This window comes from Paenibacillus sp. 276b, from assembly GCF_900107875.1.
GTDB classification, from domain to species: domain Bacteria; phylum Bacillota; class Bacilli; order Paenibacillales; family Paenibacillaceae; genus Paenibacillus; species Paenibacillus marchantiae.
This window is the reverse complement of sequence record NZ_FNRR01000011.1, coordinates 59,569-76,449: the sequence shown is the minus strand read 5'-3', so window position 1 is coordinate 76,449 and position 16,881 is coordinate 59,569. Positions and strand designations below refer to the sequence as shown.

At 45.6% G+C, this 16,881-nt stretch carries 11 protein-coding genes; 4 read left to right on the top strand and 7 right to left on the bottom strand.

The genetic code is table 11. The annotated features are described in order from the left end of the window. Window positions 1-238: 238 nt before the first annotated feature. The 3 genes from BLV50_RS30485 to BLV50_RS30475 all read right to left on the bottom strand — a co-directional run bounded on the left by BLV50_RS30485 (window position 239) and on the right by BLV50_RS30475 (window position 3,213). Window positions 239-1,399: a uroporphyrinogen decarboxylase/cobalamine-independent methonine synthase family protein gene (locus tag BLV50_RS30485; RefSeq protein WP_090811790.1), complete on the bottom strand. Its 1,161-nt coding sequence runs from the start codon at window positions 1,397-1,399 to the stop codon at window positions 239-241. 242 nt (window positions 1,400-1,641) lie between these two features. After that, complete coding sequence (locus BLV50_RS30480) at window positions 1,642-2,211, bottom strand: SF0329 family protein (RefSeq protein ID WP_090811788.1); 570 nt, start codon at window positions 2,209-2,211, stop codon at window positions 1,642-1,644. A 15-nt stretch (window positions 2,212-2,226) separates the two neighbouring features. Continuing rightward, window positions 2,227-3,213, bottom strand: coding sequence for a tRNA dihydrouridine synthase (locus BLV50_RS30475; RefSeq protein ID WP_090811786.1), 987 nt, complete (start codon window positions 3,211-3,213; stop codon window positions 2,227-2,229). 552 nt (window positions 3,214-3,765) lie between these two features. Here BLV50_RS30475 and BLV50_RS30470 point away from each other — a divergent pair. After that, window positions 3,766-3,972, top strand: coding sequence for a DUF2536 family protein (locus BLV50_RS30470; protein WP_090811784.1), 207 nt, complete (start codon window positions 3,766-3,768; stop codon window positions 3,970-3,972). 92 nt (window positions 3,973-4,064) lie between these two features. Here BLV50_RS30470 and BLV50_RS30465 read toward each other — a convergent pair whose 3' ends face one another. Further along, entirely contained in the window at window positions 4,065-8,531 is a 4,467-nt protein-coding gene (locus BLV50_RS30465; RefSeq protein WP_090811877.1) for an endo-1,4-beta-xylanase, read from the bottom strand. Window positions 8,532-8,953: 422 nt separating this feature from the next. Here BLV50_RS30465 and BLV50_RS30460 point away from each other — a divergent pair, with 422 nt between their 5' ends. Then, the gene (locus BLV50_RS30460) at window positions 8,954-10,819 is read left to right on the top strand and encodes a leucine-rich repeat domain-containing protein (protein ID WP_090811782.1); all 1,866 of its coding nucleotides are present in this window, start codon (window positions 8,954-8,956) and stop codon (window positions 10,817-10,819) included. Window positions 10,820-10,952: 133 nt separating this feature from the next. On the opposite strand, the gene BLV50_RS30455 is transcribed toward BLV50_RS30460, so the two are convergent. Next, a complete protein-coding gene (locus tag BLV50_RS30455) occupies window positions 10,953-11,534 on the bottom strand; it encodes a TetR/AcrR family transcriptional regulator (RefSeq protein WP_090811780.1) in 582 nt (193 codons plus the stop codon). 148 nt (window positions 11,535-11,682) lie between these two features. Between BLV50_RS30455 and BLV50_RS30450 the strand changes: the two genes are divergently transcribed. After that, window positions 11,683-12,621: a ketopantoate reductase family protein gene (locus BLV50_RS30450; protein ID WP_090811778.1), complete on the top strand. Its 939-nt coding sequence runs from the start codon at window positions 11,683-11,685 to the stop codon at window positions 12,619-12,621. Window positions 12,622-12,813: 192 nt separating this feature from the next. On the opposite strand, the gene rlmD is transcribed toward BLV50_RS30450, so the two are convergent. Together rlmD and BLV50_RS30440 are read right to left on the bottom strand one after the other, a co-directional pair. Next, window positions 12,814-14,541, bottom strand: a complete 1,728-nt coding sequence (gene rlmD, locus BLV50_RS30445; RefSeq protein ID WP_090811875.1) for a 23S rRNA (uracil(1939)-C(5))-methyltransferase RlmD — start codon at window positions 14,539-14,541, stop codon at window positions 12,814-12,816. 108 nt (window positions 14,542-14,649) lie between these two features. Then, window positions 14,650-15,531: a diacylglycerol kinase gene (locus BLV50_RS30440; RefSeq protein WP_063568189.1), complete on the bottom strand. Its 882-nt coding sequence runs from the start codon at window positions 15,529-15,531 to the stop codon at window positions 14,650-14,652. Between the two features lie 612 nt (window positions 15,532-16,143). Here BLV50_RS30440 and BLV50_RS30435 point away from each other — a divergent pair. Further along, on the top strand, window positions 16,144-16,860 hold the full coding sequence (locus tag BLV50_RS30435) for an NPP1 family protein (RefSeq protein WP_090811776.1): 717 nt from the start codon (window positions 16,144-16,146) through the stop codon (window positions 16,858-16,860). Window positions 16,861-16,881 lie beyond the last annotated feature (21 nt).

The window sequence follows — 16,881 nt, the reverse complement described above, 5'->3', positions numbered from 1 at the left end:
TCCTACAGTGTCTTAATCACCGATCTGAGAAAGAGCCACTTATCGCGCAATACAATGGCGGAACAGATACATCCTGTGAGGCTCACTTAGTTATGCTATTCGAGTATGGTCCTACAACCTTAAGCAAGAAACTACGTTATTTTGGGGAGAAAAGAGGTATAAAAAAAAGAGATGGCTCGCAGGTCCATTGCTGGTCCTACGAGTCATCTCTTATAGCTGAAAATGCTACTATTCGGAATTAGTTTTCCCAGTATTGCTTGGCAATCTTTTGACCTTGTACGATTTTGGCCCATTGCTCAGCTTCGCTTAGTTCGTTACCGCCATCGCAGGATGCAAAGCCGCATTGGTGCGAAAGCAACAGACGATCCTTATCAATAATTTTAGATGCTTCGTCAAGCAAACGGATTACGCGCTCTTCATCATCAAGTGTACTTGTCTTAGATGACAACAAACCTAATACGATTTCCGTTTCAGGTCTATCTTTGAAAACCTCCAAGGCTTCGATAGAACCCGCACGATCATCGTCCCACTCCAGGAAGAAACGGTCATATTTCAATTGCTTCAGGAACAGGTTAGCGATTTTCGCGTAAGATCCACCGCCCATGTTGCGAGAATCATAATTGCCGCGGCAATTATGTGTCCACATTTTCAAGCCCAGGCTATGACCGAAGTCAATCACTGTATTGTTAATATCAATAAATTCGGTAGCGAGACCCTGTACTTCCTCTTGATTAATGTGCTCCCCTGTAAACGGAGAGTTCGGGTTGTCGTCTGCAAACAGCTCCCACAAGCAGTCATCCATTTGCAGAATTTTACCGCCTACCGCAGCGAATTCTTCCACAAATTCCTTATATGCTTTCACAAGACCCGCTTTGAGCTCCTGAATATTCTGATAAACAGCATCCGTACCGCCGATATTATCGGACCAGGAGAGTTCACCAAAAATATGGGATGGGGACGGAACGCAAAGTTTCGTTTGCTGGTCACCCGCCGTGTCTTGCAGTTGTTTGAACAGTTGAATGAAATGATGATTTTTACCGCTCAATTCGCCCGTTATGCGCAGGCCAATATCTTTACGTGTTTCATATTTTGAAGATCCATCGACATCACGGAAAAAATAGCCATGGTCTGCAATATAACGCTCAACTCCACCAAAGCCCCACACAAAATCCAGATGCCACATCGATTTGGAGAACTCTCCATCTGTAATAATCGACAGCTCATGCTCGATTTCTTTTTTCACCACTTGTTTGATGGCCTCAGTCTCGCATTTTTCATAACCTTCAAAACTTTCATAGAATGGATATTTGATATCATCACGATGTTCAATTTGCGTTTTATATGTCAGCAGCTCTTCAGGACGCAACAAACTACCTACGATCTGGAACTTATCAGTCATGTCAAAAACCCCCTCGTTGTATACCATTATCATATCATGCAGAACGAGGTTGGCTGAGATACTTAAATGCCATAACTAGTTATAGTTAAAAGCTATAACAGAAAAGAAATTGAACAATAAAAAAGTAAACTTTTCAACATGCACAGGTTGAAGTCTACTTGATCATCTCTTCTCTTGTTAAGCTAATGTTCAGTAGGACCACCCTCGATAAAGGGTGCCCCGTCATTGATATTTATTAATTCTCACAACGTACTGCGCCTTAATTCATAAAAATACTGCACAGCTGGATGCTTTAACTTTATCTGCTCAGACATATTTAGAATTCGCTTTTTGCCAACTCGTCTGTCTATCAAAGCCAGAATATTCAATAAGATATCGTTGCTCTCCAGATTATCCTCTATCGAAGTAGATAAAAACGTAGTCGCTACAACAGTAAAATTGGATTTACTTAATGATGACTGTGCTGACAGGAGCTCCTTTGCAAGTCCTGAGCTTTTTCTGCTTCTTGCTATGACTTGAAGGCGATCCTCTGGAACGGTCCCTTTGGTTTCTTTTCTGACGGCTTCAATCTCTTCATGACTTACAGGAATCAGGACATCCGGTTCGTTCTTGATCTCCTGCTCCGTCTGATACCATCTGATCGAGCCAGTGATGTCACTCATATTGAGTACGTTCTTTTTGTCTACGGTAATGTAACAATTTCCTGATTTATCAGGTGAATAGCGGTAGCTGGTTGCCCGGTATTCGACCGTTCCAACTAACGTGGGACTAAGGAAACTCTCCAGTTGCTGCTTCAATTTACTCCAGGACATATGACCTCCTGTATTCTATTCATTTTCCTCTACCCCATCATGCTCCTTATTACCAAATTCATCGAGCAATTCGCGTACTCTAGTCGTTGTTTTGGCGTTCATCAAGCTATTTCTCAGCTCACTTGCCCCGCGGAATCCACGGACGTAGATTTTAAAAAAGCGGGCCAGTGGGCTGAACGAACGCGGTTCAAGATCTGAATACTGATCATGCAGATCTAGGTGCAGTCGCAGAAGATGAAGGTACTCCTCCGTGGTATGCTCCCTTGGGTCCATTTCAAAAGCAAACGGATTCTGGAAAATGCCGCGTCCAATCATAATGCCATCCACACCGTACTGCTCGGCGAGTTTGAGTCCGGTCGCACGGTCAGGAATATCTCCATTAATGGTTAGCAGCGTATTCGGTGCAATCTCGTCCCGAAGTTTCTTGATCTCCGGGATCAGCTCCCAGTGCGCATCGACTTTGCTCATCTCTTCTCTTGTCCGCAGGTGAATGGATAAATTTACAATGTCCTGCTGCAAAATATGAGTTAACCAGTCGCGCCATTCGTCCACCTCGGTGAACCCAAGCCTTGTTTTTACACTTACGGGCAGTCCTCCGGCTTTAGCCGCCTGAATGATTTCCGCTGCAAGGGCAGGACGGCAGATCAGACCGCTCCCCTTCCCATTCTCTGCCACATTGGCTACAGGACAACCCATATTAATGTCGATGCCTTTGAAACCTTCCTTGGCCATGCCGATGCTCATCTCGCGGAAGAACTCCGGCTTGTCTCCCCAAATATGTGCCACAATCGGCTGTTCATCTTCTGTAAACGTCAAACGCCCGCGGACACTTTTGTTCCCCTCCGGGTGACAATAACTCTCTGTATTCGCAAACTCCGTAAAAAACACATCCGGTCTTCCCGCCTCACTAACGACATGCCGAAACACTACGTCCGTCACATCTTCCATGGGTGCCAGTATAAAAAACGGTCGTGGCAAATCACGCCAAAAATTTTCTTTCATATTAGAACTCCTCTATATATACCAGGACAATCTTTGTCCTCATTAATAGTAAAAAATCGTTAGCCATACATTTGCAATCGTATCAATTACATTAGCAGATTCGTTGCAATTTACATTTTAATGTCCTTGCTTCTTCTTCACTTATACCATGCAAGTGTAACTTCGTTCAAACATCAGTATCTGTTAATGACATCAAGATGAATATATCCTACCCCGAAGAGAAGCGTACTCTTCAATAGACTCGCATAAAAAAGAGGGGCGATGCCCCCTTTGCTAATGGCCGTATGGGTCCGTGTTTTCCTTTTCTCCATTTATCACTCCACCAATTTTACCACGTCTTTAGTTGATTTTCAGCACGGGTTTATTAGTGATTATTTGAAGCATAACTTTACCTTCTCGTTTTGGCCCCCCCAGTATAGAAATCAGACAGCCTCCATCGTTCTAATGATTCGCTTTGTTCGCTCTTGCCGAACCAGACAAGCTCCTCTACAATAAAAGTTCGGCAGGCTTTTGTACCTGCAAATCGTGACATGGAGGAGGCCTGAAACAAACATGGAAATTTCACTCGATATTATCAAAGACAAAGTCGAATGCTTGCAGGCTTATGACTTCAATGAACTGGAACGGGCGATCGAGGACCGAATCGGAATGAACAAGGCATTGCTGCTTCGAGTGAAGCAGGTTCAGCATCAAGTGACGTTCGACCCGTTTCGCAACAAGATGTTATATAGTGCAGTTGTTCATTTTTCTGCAGAGTGATAGACGAGTTCTTTTACTTCGATATGAAATAGTAGAACTCCCCCCGTCTGGATTAACGGGGGGAGTCTTTTTTTAGCTGGTTTAATTAAACTTCACATTTCCCAGATCCGGTAGAGAACCATCGCTGCTTCAGCACGGGTCAATGGTTCGGCTGGTGCGATTTTGCCATCTTTGCCGTTGACAATTCCGCTTCCTACGAGGGAAGCTACACTATCCATCGCATAAGTGGAAATGCTTGCAGCATCGGAATATGAAGCTAGATTTCCGTTGCCGGCAGATTGCTTACCCGCTGCTTTCAGGGCTTTCGCCGTAAGAACCATCATGTCTTGACGGGAAATGCTGTTGCCTGGCTTGAATGTGTTGTCTTCGAATCCAGAGGCAATTCCAAGTTCCTTGGCAATGGCCACGGCCTGTGCATAGTGAGCAGTTGGCTTTACATCGCTGAAGGCTACCGTGTTCGTTCCCGTACCCTTCAATTCAAGTGCTCTTACAAGCAAGGTGATAAAGTCGGCTCTCGTGATAGAAGCTGCAGGAGCGAAGCTGTCATCAGAGATTCCTTTAATAATATCGCGTGCAGCCAGCGCTTCGACTGCTTGTTTTGCCCACAGGACATTTTGCACATCGGCAAAAGTCTTGGTTACGTAGGCTACAGCATACGTGCTGAAATGAGTTGTTTTGAACACCATTGAACCGGATTTAGCATCATAGCGTCCGCTTGGCACGGCTGTTGCATGCCCTTGATTGTCAATGTAAATAATCACGATCTGATGTGCATTGAAAAGCTCCTGTGCAGCAGGATTGTACGGAACAGATACCGTTACAGGTGCCGCTGGATTGTTCCAGGCAAGGTGACGGTCACCAGCTTTTACACTTAGATCGATCACCGGACGGCTGCCCACAATAGCGCGAACATCTGCGCTCAGACGATCTGCCGAGACTTTGTTAATCTGAATAGAGACTTGATCTGCTTGCTCCGTAATATTAGAAAGCATATTGGACGGAATTTGAATTGTTGCATTCTCCGTCTTAAGCACAAACTCAACATTATTGTTGCTTTGCAGGATTGAAGTCGGCAATTGCACAACATAGGATTGTACATTTGCTTGCTTCGGCACTTCGATGGTAACCTGCTTCTTGCCATTTGCACCTGGAGAAGCTTTTTCAATCGCTTTATTCAGGCTGTCGCTTGAAATGGTTGCTGTGGCTGTTCCATTTTCGACTTTAATTACCGGCACAATCGCCGAATCGCTGCCTGGAAGCTGTGGTTGAGGTTGTGGCTGCGGAGTAGTCCCGGAATTTGATCCGCCACTGCTACCACCATTGTTCCCCCCGCTGTTGTTGCCTCCACCGTCGTTTCCTCCGCCATTGTTTCCGCCAGAAGAGGGTTTGCCAGTGAGCGTCAATTCACCGAATACGGAAGTATCCTGGTAACCTTGACCGGATGGATCGTTCCATGCATTCACGCTGATTCTGTTGCCGTCTTTGGCATCATTGATCTGCGCATCAAAGCCAATTTTGGCATTGTTCGCAGGCTTAACCTTTTTGAACGGAATCTTCATTTCAACCGTGTAGTTGGTACCGGAAACAGAGACTTTGGATTCGAAACCTGCAGCGATTTCCGCAGGATTAAAGGAAGCTAGATTCTCAAAGTTCACTCTGTATTGTCCATCATCATCCTGGAAGCTGGACGTTTTGCCGTTATTTTCATCGACGAATACCTCGACGGAATCCTGTTCCCATACATTTGGATTGGTCTTGTTCAGTTGATCGTCTCTGACTTGAACGAGCACATAGAGATTGTCGTCATCCCACAGTACTTTTGCCGTTCCTGTCGCACCGGACCACGCCATTTGCTTCGTATCCAGTTTCAATTCTGGAGCTTTGCTCCATATGCTGTCTACAGATCCATCCATCGACGGTGTCCCATAGTGCGCGCTTGATTTCTTGTAATCAAGCTCTTCAGGCGGGTTTTCCGCCAGGTACTTCTCCGGATCAGCGACCGCGTAGAACGACTCTTTTGCTTGAAAATTCTTATCGAACAAGGTTGGATTCTGCTCGGCTCTCCAGCTGGTGCTGTCATTTAATCCCCAGAAGGTGACACGCGGAATATGCTCGCTGTTCTTCTTATACAGATCCATCAATTGGGCATACAGATAGGCCTGCTGCTTTGCTTCTTTTTCAGTAATTGTAGAATTGGTACCTGCCATAATGTCCAACTCGGTGACACTGACTTCTACACCCAAGGAAATAAACCGCTCAAGCGACATCTTGACATTGTCCAATCTCGTGCCCAAATTATAGTGGGCTTGCATGCCGATGCCATCAATCAGTTTCTCGCCAGGGTGATCTGCTGCGTACTTCTCATTGATCTCTTCAACCATGCTATAGATGGCTGTAGCTTTATTCTGGTTGTCATCGTTATAGTCATTGTAATAAAGCTTGATATCCCAGCCGTTTTCATCAATGACTTCTTTGGCTGCAAGGAATGCCTCCTCAAGAAAGTCAGGGCCGATGGCTTGTAACCAGCCAGAATTACGCAATGCATTTTTCCAGTCTTCCGGATTAGCCGGGTTATCGTTCATCGCTTCATTGACAACATCCCAGGAAATAACTTGGTCACCAAAGTGCTTAACGACCGTTTTAACATGTGTTTTTAGATTCGTCAGAGCTTCTTCACGGCTCAATGGTTTACCACTCTCCGCCGTATGAAGCCATGTTGGAGACTGCGCATGCCATACGAGCACGTGACCGTGCAAATCAAGGCCTGCATCCTTTACTTTTTGAACAAGAGCATCTTCTGCAGTGAAATCAAATTGTCTGTTCGCGTCATATGCATAGTCCGGCTTCATGTCATTCTCAAACGTAACGACATTGTGATGTTTCGTCAGAAGCTTGAGTCGAGTCTCGTCAAAGGTAGCCGGATTAACAATGTTCCCGATCAGAAAATCATTCTTGTAAATATCCTTGAGGTTAGGAAGGTTTTCTTGAATCGGAGGTGCGGCAGTTACAGGTCCCAGATATTTTAGAGCAAAGTCATCCAAGTAGAAGGTACGGTTGCCGCCGTCATTGTTTGCTGTTTCAATATAAGCATTAAGTACGCTTGGAGTAGTGGTGAGCGTATACTTACCCGTTAAGTGTACCCATTCTTGATCTGTAACGGTTGCATTTGGAGACACGTTCGCAAAGCCGCTGTCCGCATATTGAACACTTATACGAAGTGTTGTGGGTTCTTGTCCAGGTGCCATTTTCACCCAAGCAGACAGCTCATATTCGTGATTCTTTGCCATTTTGCCATCAGCGTTAACCAAGGCTGCATCATATTGTGTCGTAGTTGTCACAAGCAAGCTTTGTTTGCCGCCAGATGTATGATTATCGTTTTGGGAAAGAGCTACCGTTTCACGGCCGTTCCGTGCTTTGAATCCATTCAGGCCATTCTCAAAATCGGCAGAGATGCCCGTTTTATCTACAATTTCCGGTGCAGTTTGATCAGGAGTTACATCGGTGATAATGACTTCATCAATGTAAATATCCGAGGTTAACGTATTGTCTGATGGTTCAACATAGATGATGACCTCATTCGTTTTGGAAGGTACTTCATAGCCTTTGGTTTCAAATAGCGTCCATTCGGAAGCGGTTACAACATTATTGCCTATAAGCCAAGGATACTTCTGGTCTTCGGCTAATATTTCAGAATCTATCTTGGAAGCCAGATGGAACTGGCCTTCACCTGAACTGAGTTTAACCTTGAGGGAAATATCATACTTATGGTCGGATTTCATCTTGCCTGTAAGTACGAGAGCAGGGACGGCTTTCTCATCGGCCCGGTTGAAGAATTTCAGAGATTTCGTGCCTTCGGAGGCTACGTCGTTAACGACCGTAGTGTCCCCATTCGATCCCCAACCCAGTTTGCCCCATCCACCGGTATTCCCGTCTTCAAAGCTTTGGTTAAGGACTACCGTGGGTTCGACGGGTGTTACTGTCTGGGTGATCGTGATATTCCCGATATAGAAAGAGACACCCTTACCTGCTTCATCAGACTTGATTCGCAGAGCTGTATTCTCCACACTGTTAACGGAGAGATCGGCGGATAGTGTAATGCCTTGTCCTGCTTTAAAGTCAGCAGCGCTAATTCCAGTGTATGCCTCAGATCCAGCAACACCCTTATTGCTTGCAATTTCCAGAACGGCTTTCCCATCTGTAGGAGGGTTAGCATCAGATTCTACATATACGGAAGCGGTTACAGAATACTCTTTGCCAACTGACAAACCAAGGTCATCAAAAGCAAGGTCCACGCCATCCCAGTTATTAGATCGGTTACTAACATGTAGAGCCGCTCCATCATCATTGCCTTCAAACGGCTTGCCTGTTACTGCGTCCAGCTGGGCACCGCCTGATTGAGTTGCCTTGCCTTGACCATTCTGGAATGTTTCCTGATACACAATTTGTGAATTAGTTGCCACTAGATCCGCTGCGTTAACTGCCGGAGCTATCAAGCCGCCCGGAAGAAGCAGAGCCGCTGCGAGTAACCCGGAAACGACCTGCTTAAATGATTTCCTCATTCGAAGCATTCCCCCCACACCAAATTTTTCATCAAACATATAAAGCGCTTACATAATTTGTTGTGACCAGCCTCCTTTCACCCCAGATAATACCACTTCATGAAAGAGAATTCTTACTCCAAATTAAAGGGGAATCTTAGTTTTTTACAGAACTCTACCAAGTCTGATACGGGTATGGTCATGCTCTTCGTTCCGATGATCAGGCCGCGGCAGATAAATTCGTCGCAGCACCACAACAGATCCCCTCTTAATAATGCTTACCACCAGCCATACTTAAAAAGATCAAAAAGGAGCAGGATTTCCCTGCTCCTTCGCTATGTGAAACTTCTTTCTCTCATCAAACGTAAATTCACAAGGTATAATGAAGTCAGATGACCGTTCAGCATGATCTTATGACCATCATAATGAAGGAGGGGACATTCGTGGCGTTTATCCCGTTAAACTGTCCCAATTGCAACGGAAGAATTGAATACAAAGAAGGTGAGATTTTAAAGTGTCCCTATTGCGAAACAGAGCTTTTATTGAAGCAAAATCATGTCCATTACGTAGACCAGACCATTAATCATTACCACGGAACGCCCCCTAAAGCACCGCTGAAGCAGGCTGCCTCCGTAAAGCTACTGCTGATGCTGATGTTAGTCCTAACTGGCGCCATCGGTACTTATTTTTATTATAGCAACAGCTCCACCTATCCAAAAACAGAAGCCAATCTGCCTGTGCGAAAGATGCCCGAAAGCGAGGTTCTGCTCTCATTTTTGCGAGATATCTTCGATAAGGGGTCTGCCTTGCCGACAGAGGAGGAACTGGCTCGTCTTCGCTATTTAACCGTAGAGCATTCGGAGAATGATCAGTGGACGTTTACATATAGCCTCTCCGATCCCTTCAGCGATGAACAGGCCGAGAAGATCACTTATATTACTCAGGACAAGAAACTGAATAGCCAGCGGATTGATCAGCGAGATTTTGAAGCTTTTAAGGGACTGACGGCATTGGACCTGACAAATACCTATGAAATCTCCCAGACGGACCAAACCACTTTGGCCCATATGCCCGGATTAAAAAGTTATGGAGGCGCTTTTAACGAATCCTTCAGCAAATTTTCGGGCTACTTTGGTGACAAGTCTAAAATTACGGAGCTCTCCACTCAGCTTCGCAGCAATCAGGAATTGGCCCTACTGCTGGAATTTCCTAATCTGAGCTCTTTATCCATTACCTATGTGGATGAGTCTGTAACGGATTTCTTTCTGTTGAATAAACTGCCGCTCAAGTCCCTGTCGCTCACCTTTGTCGATGAACTGGGATGGTTGTCCTCCATGACCGGGCTGTCATCCTTATCCATACAGTACAGTGAAACCACAGACCTGCAGCCGCTGTACGCCTTGACTCAGCTTCAGGAGCTTCATTTGTCCTTTTTAACGAATGTGAAATCCATCGACTTTGTGCAAAACATGCCTGCTCTACAAACGCTAGATATTGAAAATGTAAACTTTTCCAGCCTAGAGCGCTTGGCCGATAAGGCCTCCATTACTAAACTACGCCTGGCTTCTCTAAGTCAGCTTGGCTCGGTAAAGACCATAAACAGTCTGTCTTCACTACGGGAATTAACGTTGTCCGGTTACTACGAGAAAACAGAAGCGCTGACATTGCCAAATGTAGTGCGGGTGGAAGTCCCAGGCTCCTTTCTCCCGGGGCTAAAGGCGCCCGCCGCAACCAGCCTGACGCTCCGTGGCGGAAGCGGGGATTTAAACTTGGCTACGCTGGGGAAATTCCCGAAACTGGAGCAACTCTCCCTCTGGGAGATCAGTGAAATCACACGTCTAGGCGCCATGGACGGCTTGTCCCGCCTAGAGACCCTAAGCATTTACGACTCGTCACTGTTCAAGGAAAGCGATGCCTTATTTCGTTTGAAGCAGGTGAAGTCTCTGATGTGCTCCGAGTGCAGGCTGAACTTTGAACAAAAAGCGGCCGCGGAGAACAGCGTGCTTGAACAGTTGACCTTAGAGCAGCCATACTTCAGCATAAACAACACCTCTGTTAATGACATTGACCAAATGATGCCTTACTTTGCCAAAATGTCCGCTCTGCGTTCCTTCACTCTGCAAGACAGCAATTTGGCTTCTCTCGAATTTATGAGTAATTGGCAGGCCATAGAAGAGCTTCATCTCGAGAACAATGCCATTTCCAATATAGAGACCCTAAGCCAGCTGCCTAATCTGCAAAAGGTATATCTATCCGGTAATACCGTACAAAACAAATCCGTGCTTGGTACGGGTGTGCATGTATATTAATAACCGCCTGGGATGTTAGGGAGTTTTAGACTAGTTAATGGATGGTATTGGAACAAAGACAAGAAGGGGTTCGAGAATTAATGTATACATTCTCGAACCCCTTCTGTTTATGTTTAGTTTCTAACCATCATCGCTACACTCCAGAGCGTTGCGGATTGACCGTGCCAAAGATATGATACGGTGTTATCCCCTTTGAAAATAGACTATCGATCAGCTTGATCAATTCCTCCGACGATAGATCTTTGTCTCTGTGTATCCAAAGACGAAACATAGATATTAATGTTGATATGTAAAACTCAATGATGTATGGTGCCAAGACATCATCTGTTGAAAAATCCATAATCAATCGCTCAAAGGGAATTTCTCTTTTCAAGCGTTCCACAAAATGGACAGAACCATAATCGCCCAATACAGCTTTAAGAACTGTAATTTCCTCTGCATTTTCCAAGCATTGAAGTGCATCTTGGATAGTATGTGTAGAAAACTCTCTTCCTGCCATTTCCTCCTTAATCGATTTCAACATACGCTCTTCAACGCAGTCCAACAACTCATAGATATCTGTAAAGTATTGATAAAATGTACTCCGATTATATCCTGATTGGTTAGCAATCTCTTGAATGGATATCTTTTCGATTGGTTTTCGGCAATATAAATCACAGAATACATTTATAAATGTCTGCCTTGTTTTTTCCGTAATTTCAGGTTGCTTATTCATTGTTAACCTCCATTTTCTGTTGAATTGATTATACGACAGATATTAAAAATCTGATGGTTGATGACCAAATAGTGAATCTATACAATAACATTATACAACACGTTGTTGGATCATCAACAAGGATGAATATGGATATTAGGAGGCTAAGATGAGAATTTTATTTTTCGGTAGAGGTGTAATATCGACCCAATACGCTTGGGCTTTAGAGAAGGCAGGGCATACCGTTGAGTTCTACGTTAGAAAAGGGAGGAAAGAAACGTTCGGAAGTCATATAGCGCTTGAAATGTGGGACGCACGAAGAGGAAAACAGTTCATCCAAGAAAGCTGGAAAATCAAGCTGCATGAGGAGATAAGCCCAAATTACGATCTCATTATTGCGAGTGTCAACACGGAGCAACTTCCCAAAGCAGCAAGAATACTTTCGACTACTGCTGGTAACACCCCGATCCTAATATTCAATAATATTTGGCAGGATTTAAAATCATCAATCTTGCCCCTGTCTATGAACAATGTTGTCTTTGGGTTCCCAGGAGCAGGAGGCGGCATTGAGGACAATAAGCTCAGGGGCGGCTTTTTAAAAATGATATTTCTAGAAAAACCACGGGTAGGCACGGAACAGATAAACAACAAGGTCAAAGAACTATTTGAAAGCGCCAATTTTAAAATCAATTGGATCAAGGATATGCAAAGCTGGTTATGGAATCACTATGCCATGAATGCGGCGATGGAGACCGAGGTGTTAAAACGGGGAAGTTTCCCAGCACTCTTGAATCATGGTGACTCATTCGCAAATGTCGGCAAGAGTATGCGAGAAATGAAGCCTGTTCTTAAAGCAAGAGGTGCAAAGATGGACGTGATTACTCTATTGTTGACCAATATCCCACCGGCACTTATCGGCACGCTGTTTAACAAGGTTATTTTTGCAAAGGGCAGCTTACCACGACTTTTCATTGAATACAATAATAGTACATCCAATTTTGCAGTACTTGAAGTTGTGAGAGAAGCCAAAAAGTTAGGTATACCTTTGCCACGTCTTACCTCGGCATTAGAAAACACTGAACAACACACAAGTATCGAAAACGGATAAACTGGAAAACTTCATATTGTTCAGACCAAGATCAACTCTACTAATGATTATATAAAACTATCATCCGTCGAACGGAAGCCTCATCAAATACCCTTCGCTGAATGAATGACCGGTTAAAACAATTATAGCCCGAGCTTTAGAAGCCTCGGGCAAATTAGCTATATTAAAACAGCTAAATGTAGCTTCAAAACACTACACCCTAACCAACATCGCTACACTCTCCACATGTACTGTATGCGGGAACATATCCACTGGCGTCACCTCAACCGTGCGATATCCACCATCCTCCAGCACACGCAGATCACGTGCCAAAGTGCTCGGATTACAGCTCACATACACCACGCGCTCCGGCTTCATCTCCAAGATCGTATCGAGTAAGCGTGGGTCACAGCCTTTACGCGGTGGATCGACGACAATGACGTCGGCTTCGATACCTTGTTCTTTCCAGCGTGGAATAACATCCTCGGATGCACCGACTTCGAACTTCACGTTCTTCATCTCATTCAAAAGCGCATTGCTGCGTGCATCTTCGATCGCTTCAGGCACAATCTCCACCCCGTACACCTGATCCGCATGTTGCGCCAGGAAAAGAGAAATCGTCCCGATGCCGCAATAGGCATCGATGACCGTCTCTTTGCCACTCAGTCCTGCGTACTCAACCGTCTTCCCGTACAGCACTTCTGTCTGCACCGGATTCACCTGATAGAACGAACGCGCCGAGATCGCAAACTGTACATCTCCGATATAATCGTAAATCACATCACGGCCCCAGAGGACGCGGGTCTCATCGCCAAAAATGACGTTGGTCTGTTTCTTGTTCACGTTCTGGCAGATACTCGCTACATGCGGAATCGCTTCACGGATACTACCAATCCATTCGTCTTTGTACGGAATGTCTCGGCCATTCGTGACGAGAACGAGCATCATCTCACCAGTACGGAAAGCCTTCTTCACAACCACATGACGTAGAAGTCCGCGACCTGTCTCTTCGTTGTAAGCACTTATCCCGAAATGGCTACCGATCTCCTTGACCTTGGCGACCACTTCATCGTTATGCTCATGCTGAATCAGGCAGGTGTCCATGTCGATGATCCGATGACTTCCTTTGGCGTAAAAACCACCCACCAAGCCGCCCTCGGCTGCTCCAATCGGCACCTGTGCCTTATTGCGATAGCGCCATGGTTCGTCCATACCCATCGTTGGCAGCACACGGATACCTTGCGTTGTGTCATCTTCGATCATGACACCTTCCATGCGAAGGCGAATACGATTGCTGCCGTTCATTTGTTCTTCAGTAGAAGTTTGTTCAGTTTGGATTGCCTGCTCATCATCCTCCACCAACACATTCAGCTTGCCGATCCGCTGCAAATTGTCCACCACCAGCTGGCGTTTCCACGCAAGCTGTCCAGCGTAGCTCATATGCTGGATCTGGCATCCGCCGCATTGATCGTAGATCGGGCAAGGCGCGGATACACGATCCGGGCTGGCCTTCACAATCTCCAGCAGTTTGGCATAGCCGTACTGCTTCTTGGTTTTCATCACTCTTACGCGTACGGTTTCGCCCGGAAGCGCACCTTGCACGAACAGCGTGTATCCATTGGCACGGCCGACACCTTCACCGTCATGGTTCATACCGATGATGTCGATGACGGTCTCTTCATTTTTACTTACAGGAATTCCTTCGATTGGTGCAGATTCACGTTCCCGTCCCTTCGGACGAACGGCAGAAAGAGATGCGCCTTGTGGCCGCACCTCTTTCCCTTGCTGACGTGTGGATGGACGAGATGATTTGCTCGGCTGGCGGGATGCTGAAGCATTCCCTTGCCCCTGTGAGGCAGCCGAATTCCGGCGGTTTTTTCCACGACCGCTGCGGTTCGTATTAGACAACGTACATTCACTTCTTTCTTCATATATGTTCATCCCTTGTTCAAGGGAGATTCCATTCATTTTCAGGCACCATGAGATTATACGTGATCCCACTGCCCACGGCAACAGGAAATCACATTTTCTCCCCGATCCATACTACGCTTAACGATACAACATCAGGTGATGACGCAGGTTCTTGAATGTCGCAGGCAATGTGCCGCCCAACTCGCCATCCAGGTTCAACTGCACATAGCCCGGAGATGTTACTTCCATATAATCCGTTTGGAAATGAACGACCTTCTTGTCATTCAGATGTTCACCACGCAGCGCAAGGGTTACGAGGCGAATCATGTCAGCCAGATTACATTTGCGGACACCGATCACATCGAACAGACCATCATCAATGGTCGCACCCGGAGCCAGCTTCTCGAAGCCTCCAACGGAGTTCGTATTGGCAATGAGGAACAGCATGAATTCATCATGAATTTCTTCCTGACCCGCGGCACGGATAACCAATTCCTGCGGAGACAGGCTCGCCATTTTCTCAATACCCTTCATATAGTAGGCCAGTTGCCCAATCATCGTTTTCAGACGGCTTGGCACCTCATAGGTCAGTTCGGTTAACGAACCCCCGCCCGCAATATTAATAAAATATTTATCATTCGCCTTGCCCAGATCGAGCGGACGAAGCTGCTGGTTAATGACCAGATCGACGTAATCTTCCCACTGCCTCGGAATACCGAGCGCACGCGCAAAATCATTGGTCGTTCCCAAAGGAAATACACCCAGCGGAGGACGATTCTCCCGCTCGGCCATGCCGTTAATGACTTCATACAACGTACCGTCGCCGCCAGCGGCAATAATCATGTCATATCCGCGTTCAATCGCCAGCTCCGCTTCCCGGGTTGCATCTCCCTCACCCGTTGTTGCGTGACACGAGGCCTCGATACCACCTTGATCCAAACGCTGCAAAATATCTGCCAGACGTTTCTTCATTTCTTCCCGGCCTGAGGTCGGATTATATATCAAGCGAGCTTTTTTCATCTCATACGCCACCTATTCCACATTATCCATGAGTCTGAACGACCTCATATTCTTACTATCTGAGAGTGACCGTAGTCGGGCATCATTTTACACAATGACTCACGTCCGTTAATCCTGCCCCAACACTTTTCTCTACTTATATATATGCATAAGGAATTCCGTCTCATTCCAAAGCCTTTATGTACTATCATATCATCAAATGTGAAGATGTCCTAGCCTGTGATACATAAGTAATTATTTTCATATCTATTATAACGAAATTTTACATCTGGATAACAATAAAGATAAAACCTTAAGAATTATCCCACTCCAGCAATGACGAGCATGCTCTCTGTTCACTTCCGAACTTGTCTATCCTTTACAAAATAAACCTCTAGCACTCCTCTTGAATCTAATCCTATGGATTTCCTGTCATTTATAACCATCCATCACCATTCTGCCCGCTTGGGCCGGAAATAGTCTTATACCCTCTCAAATCATGAGAACAACCATATCCTGCAAAAAATTTACAAAAACCTGAATGAGATGACAAATAAAATGAAACCTTCTCCAATATAGTCTTAGTGCATCCTCAACACATTCCAATATCATACCCATGAAGGAGATCACCGAATGAAAAAACTCGTATTATTGCTTATGGTTTCGCTCTTGGCCTGTATTCCCTTTGTCACAGACGTTGAAGCGGCAGTCATTAACCATGATCAGGTTGTCGGATTCCAGGAAGTAACTCCCGTCACAGTCACGCAAATAACAGCCAAGCGTTTCCAACCCTACTTAAAAGTCTACCATGGATGTGTTCCATTCCCCGCCGTGGATCAACAGGGTAATACCAATGCAGGCTTGCAAACCTCCGGTTCACCTAATGGAAACTGCAGCTCAAGCAGAGGGCAAGTGTACTCCCGTTCGGCATGGCATAATGGCGTATGGGCTATTATGTACGCATGGTATTTCCCGAAAGACTCCCCTTCCTCCGGTCTCGGCCATCGTCATGACTGGGAAGGTATCGTTGTATGGGTAGATAATCCCGCAGCACAAAATCCTCAAATCCTCTCCATCGCCTATTCAGGGCATGGGCAGTTCACGAATGTTGCACCAAGTAACACAAACCTGAACGGTACGAATCCTTTGATTAGTTACAATAGTACTTGGCCTCTAAACCATGAGCTTGGTGTTACGGGAACCGTCGGTGGAATGCAGCCTTTGATCGGCTGGGATGATCTGACGTCTGCGGCACGCGATGCGCTGAATACGACCGATTTTGGCAGTGCTAATGTTCCGTTGAACGACAGCAATTTTACAAACAATTTAAACAAGGCCTGGTTTAGATAAAAAAAGTAAAATCCCCTTCAA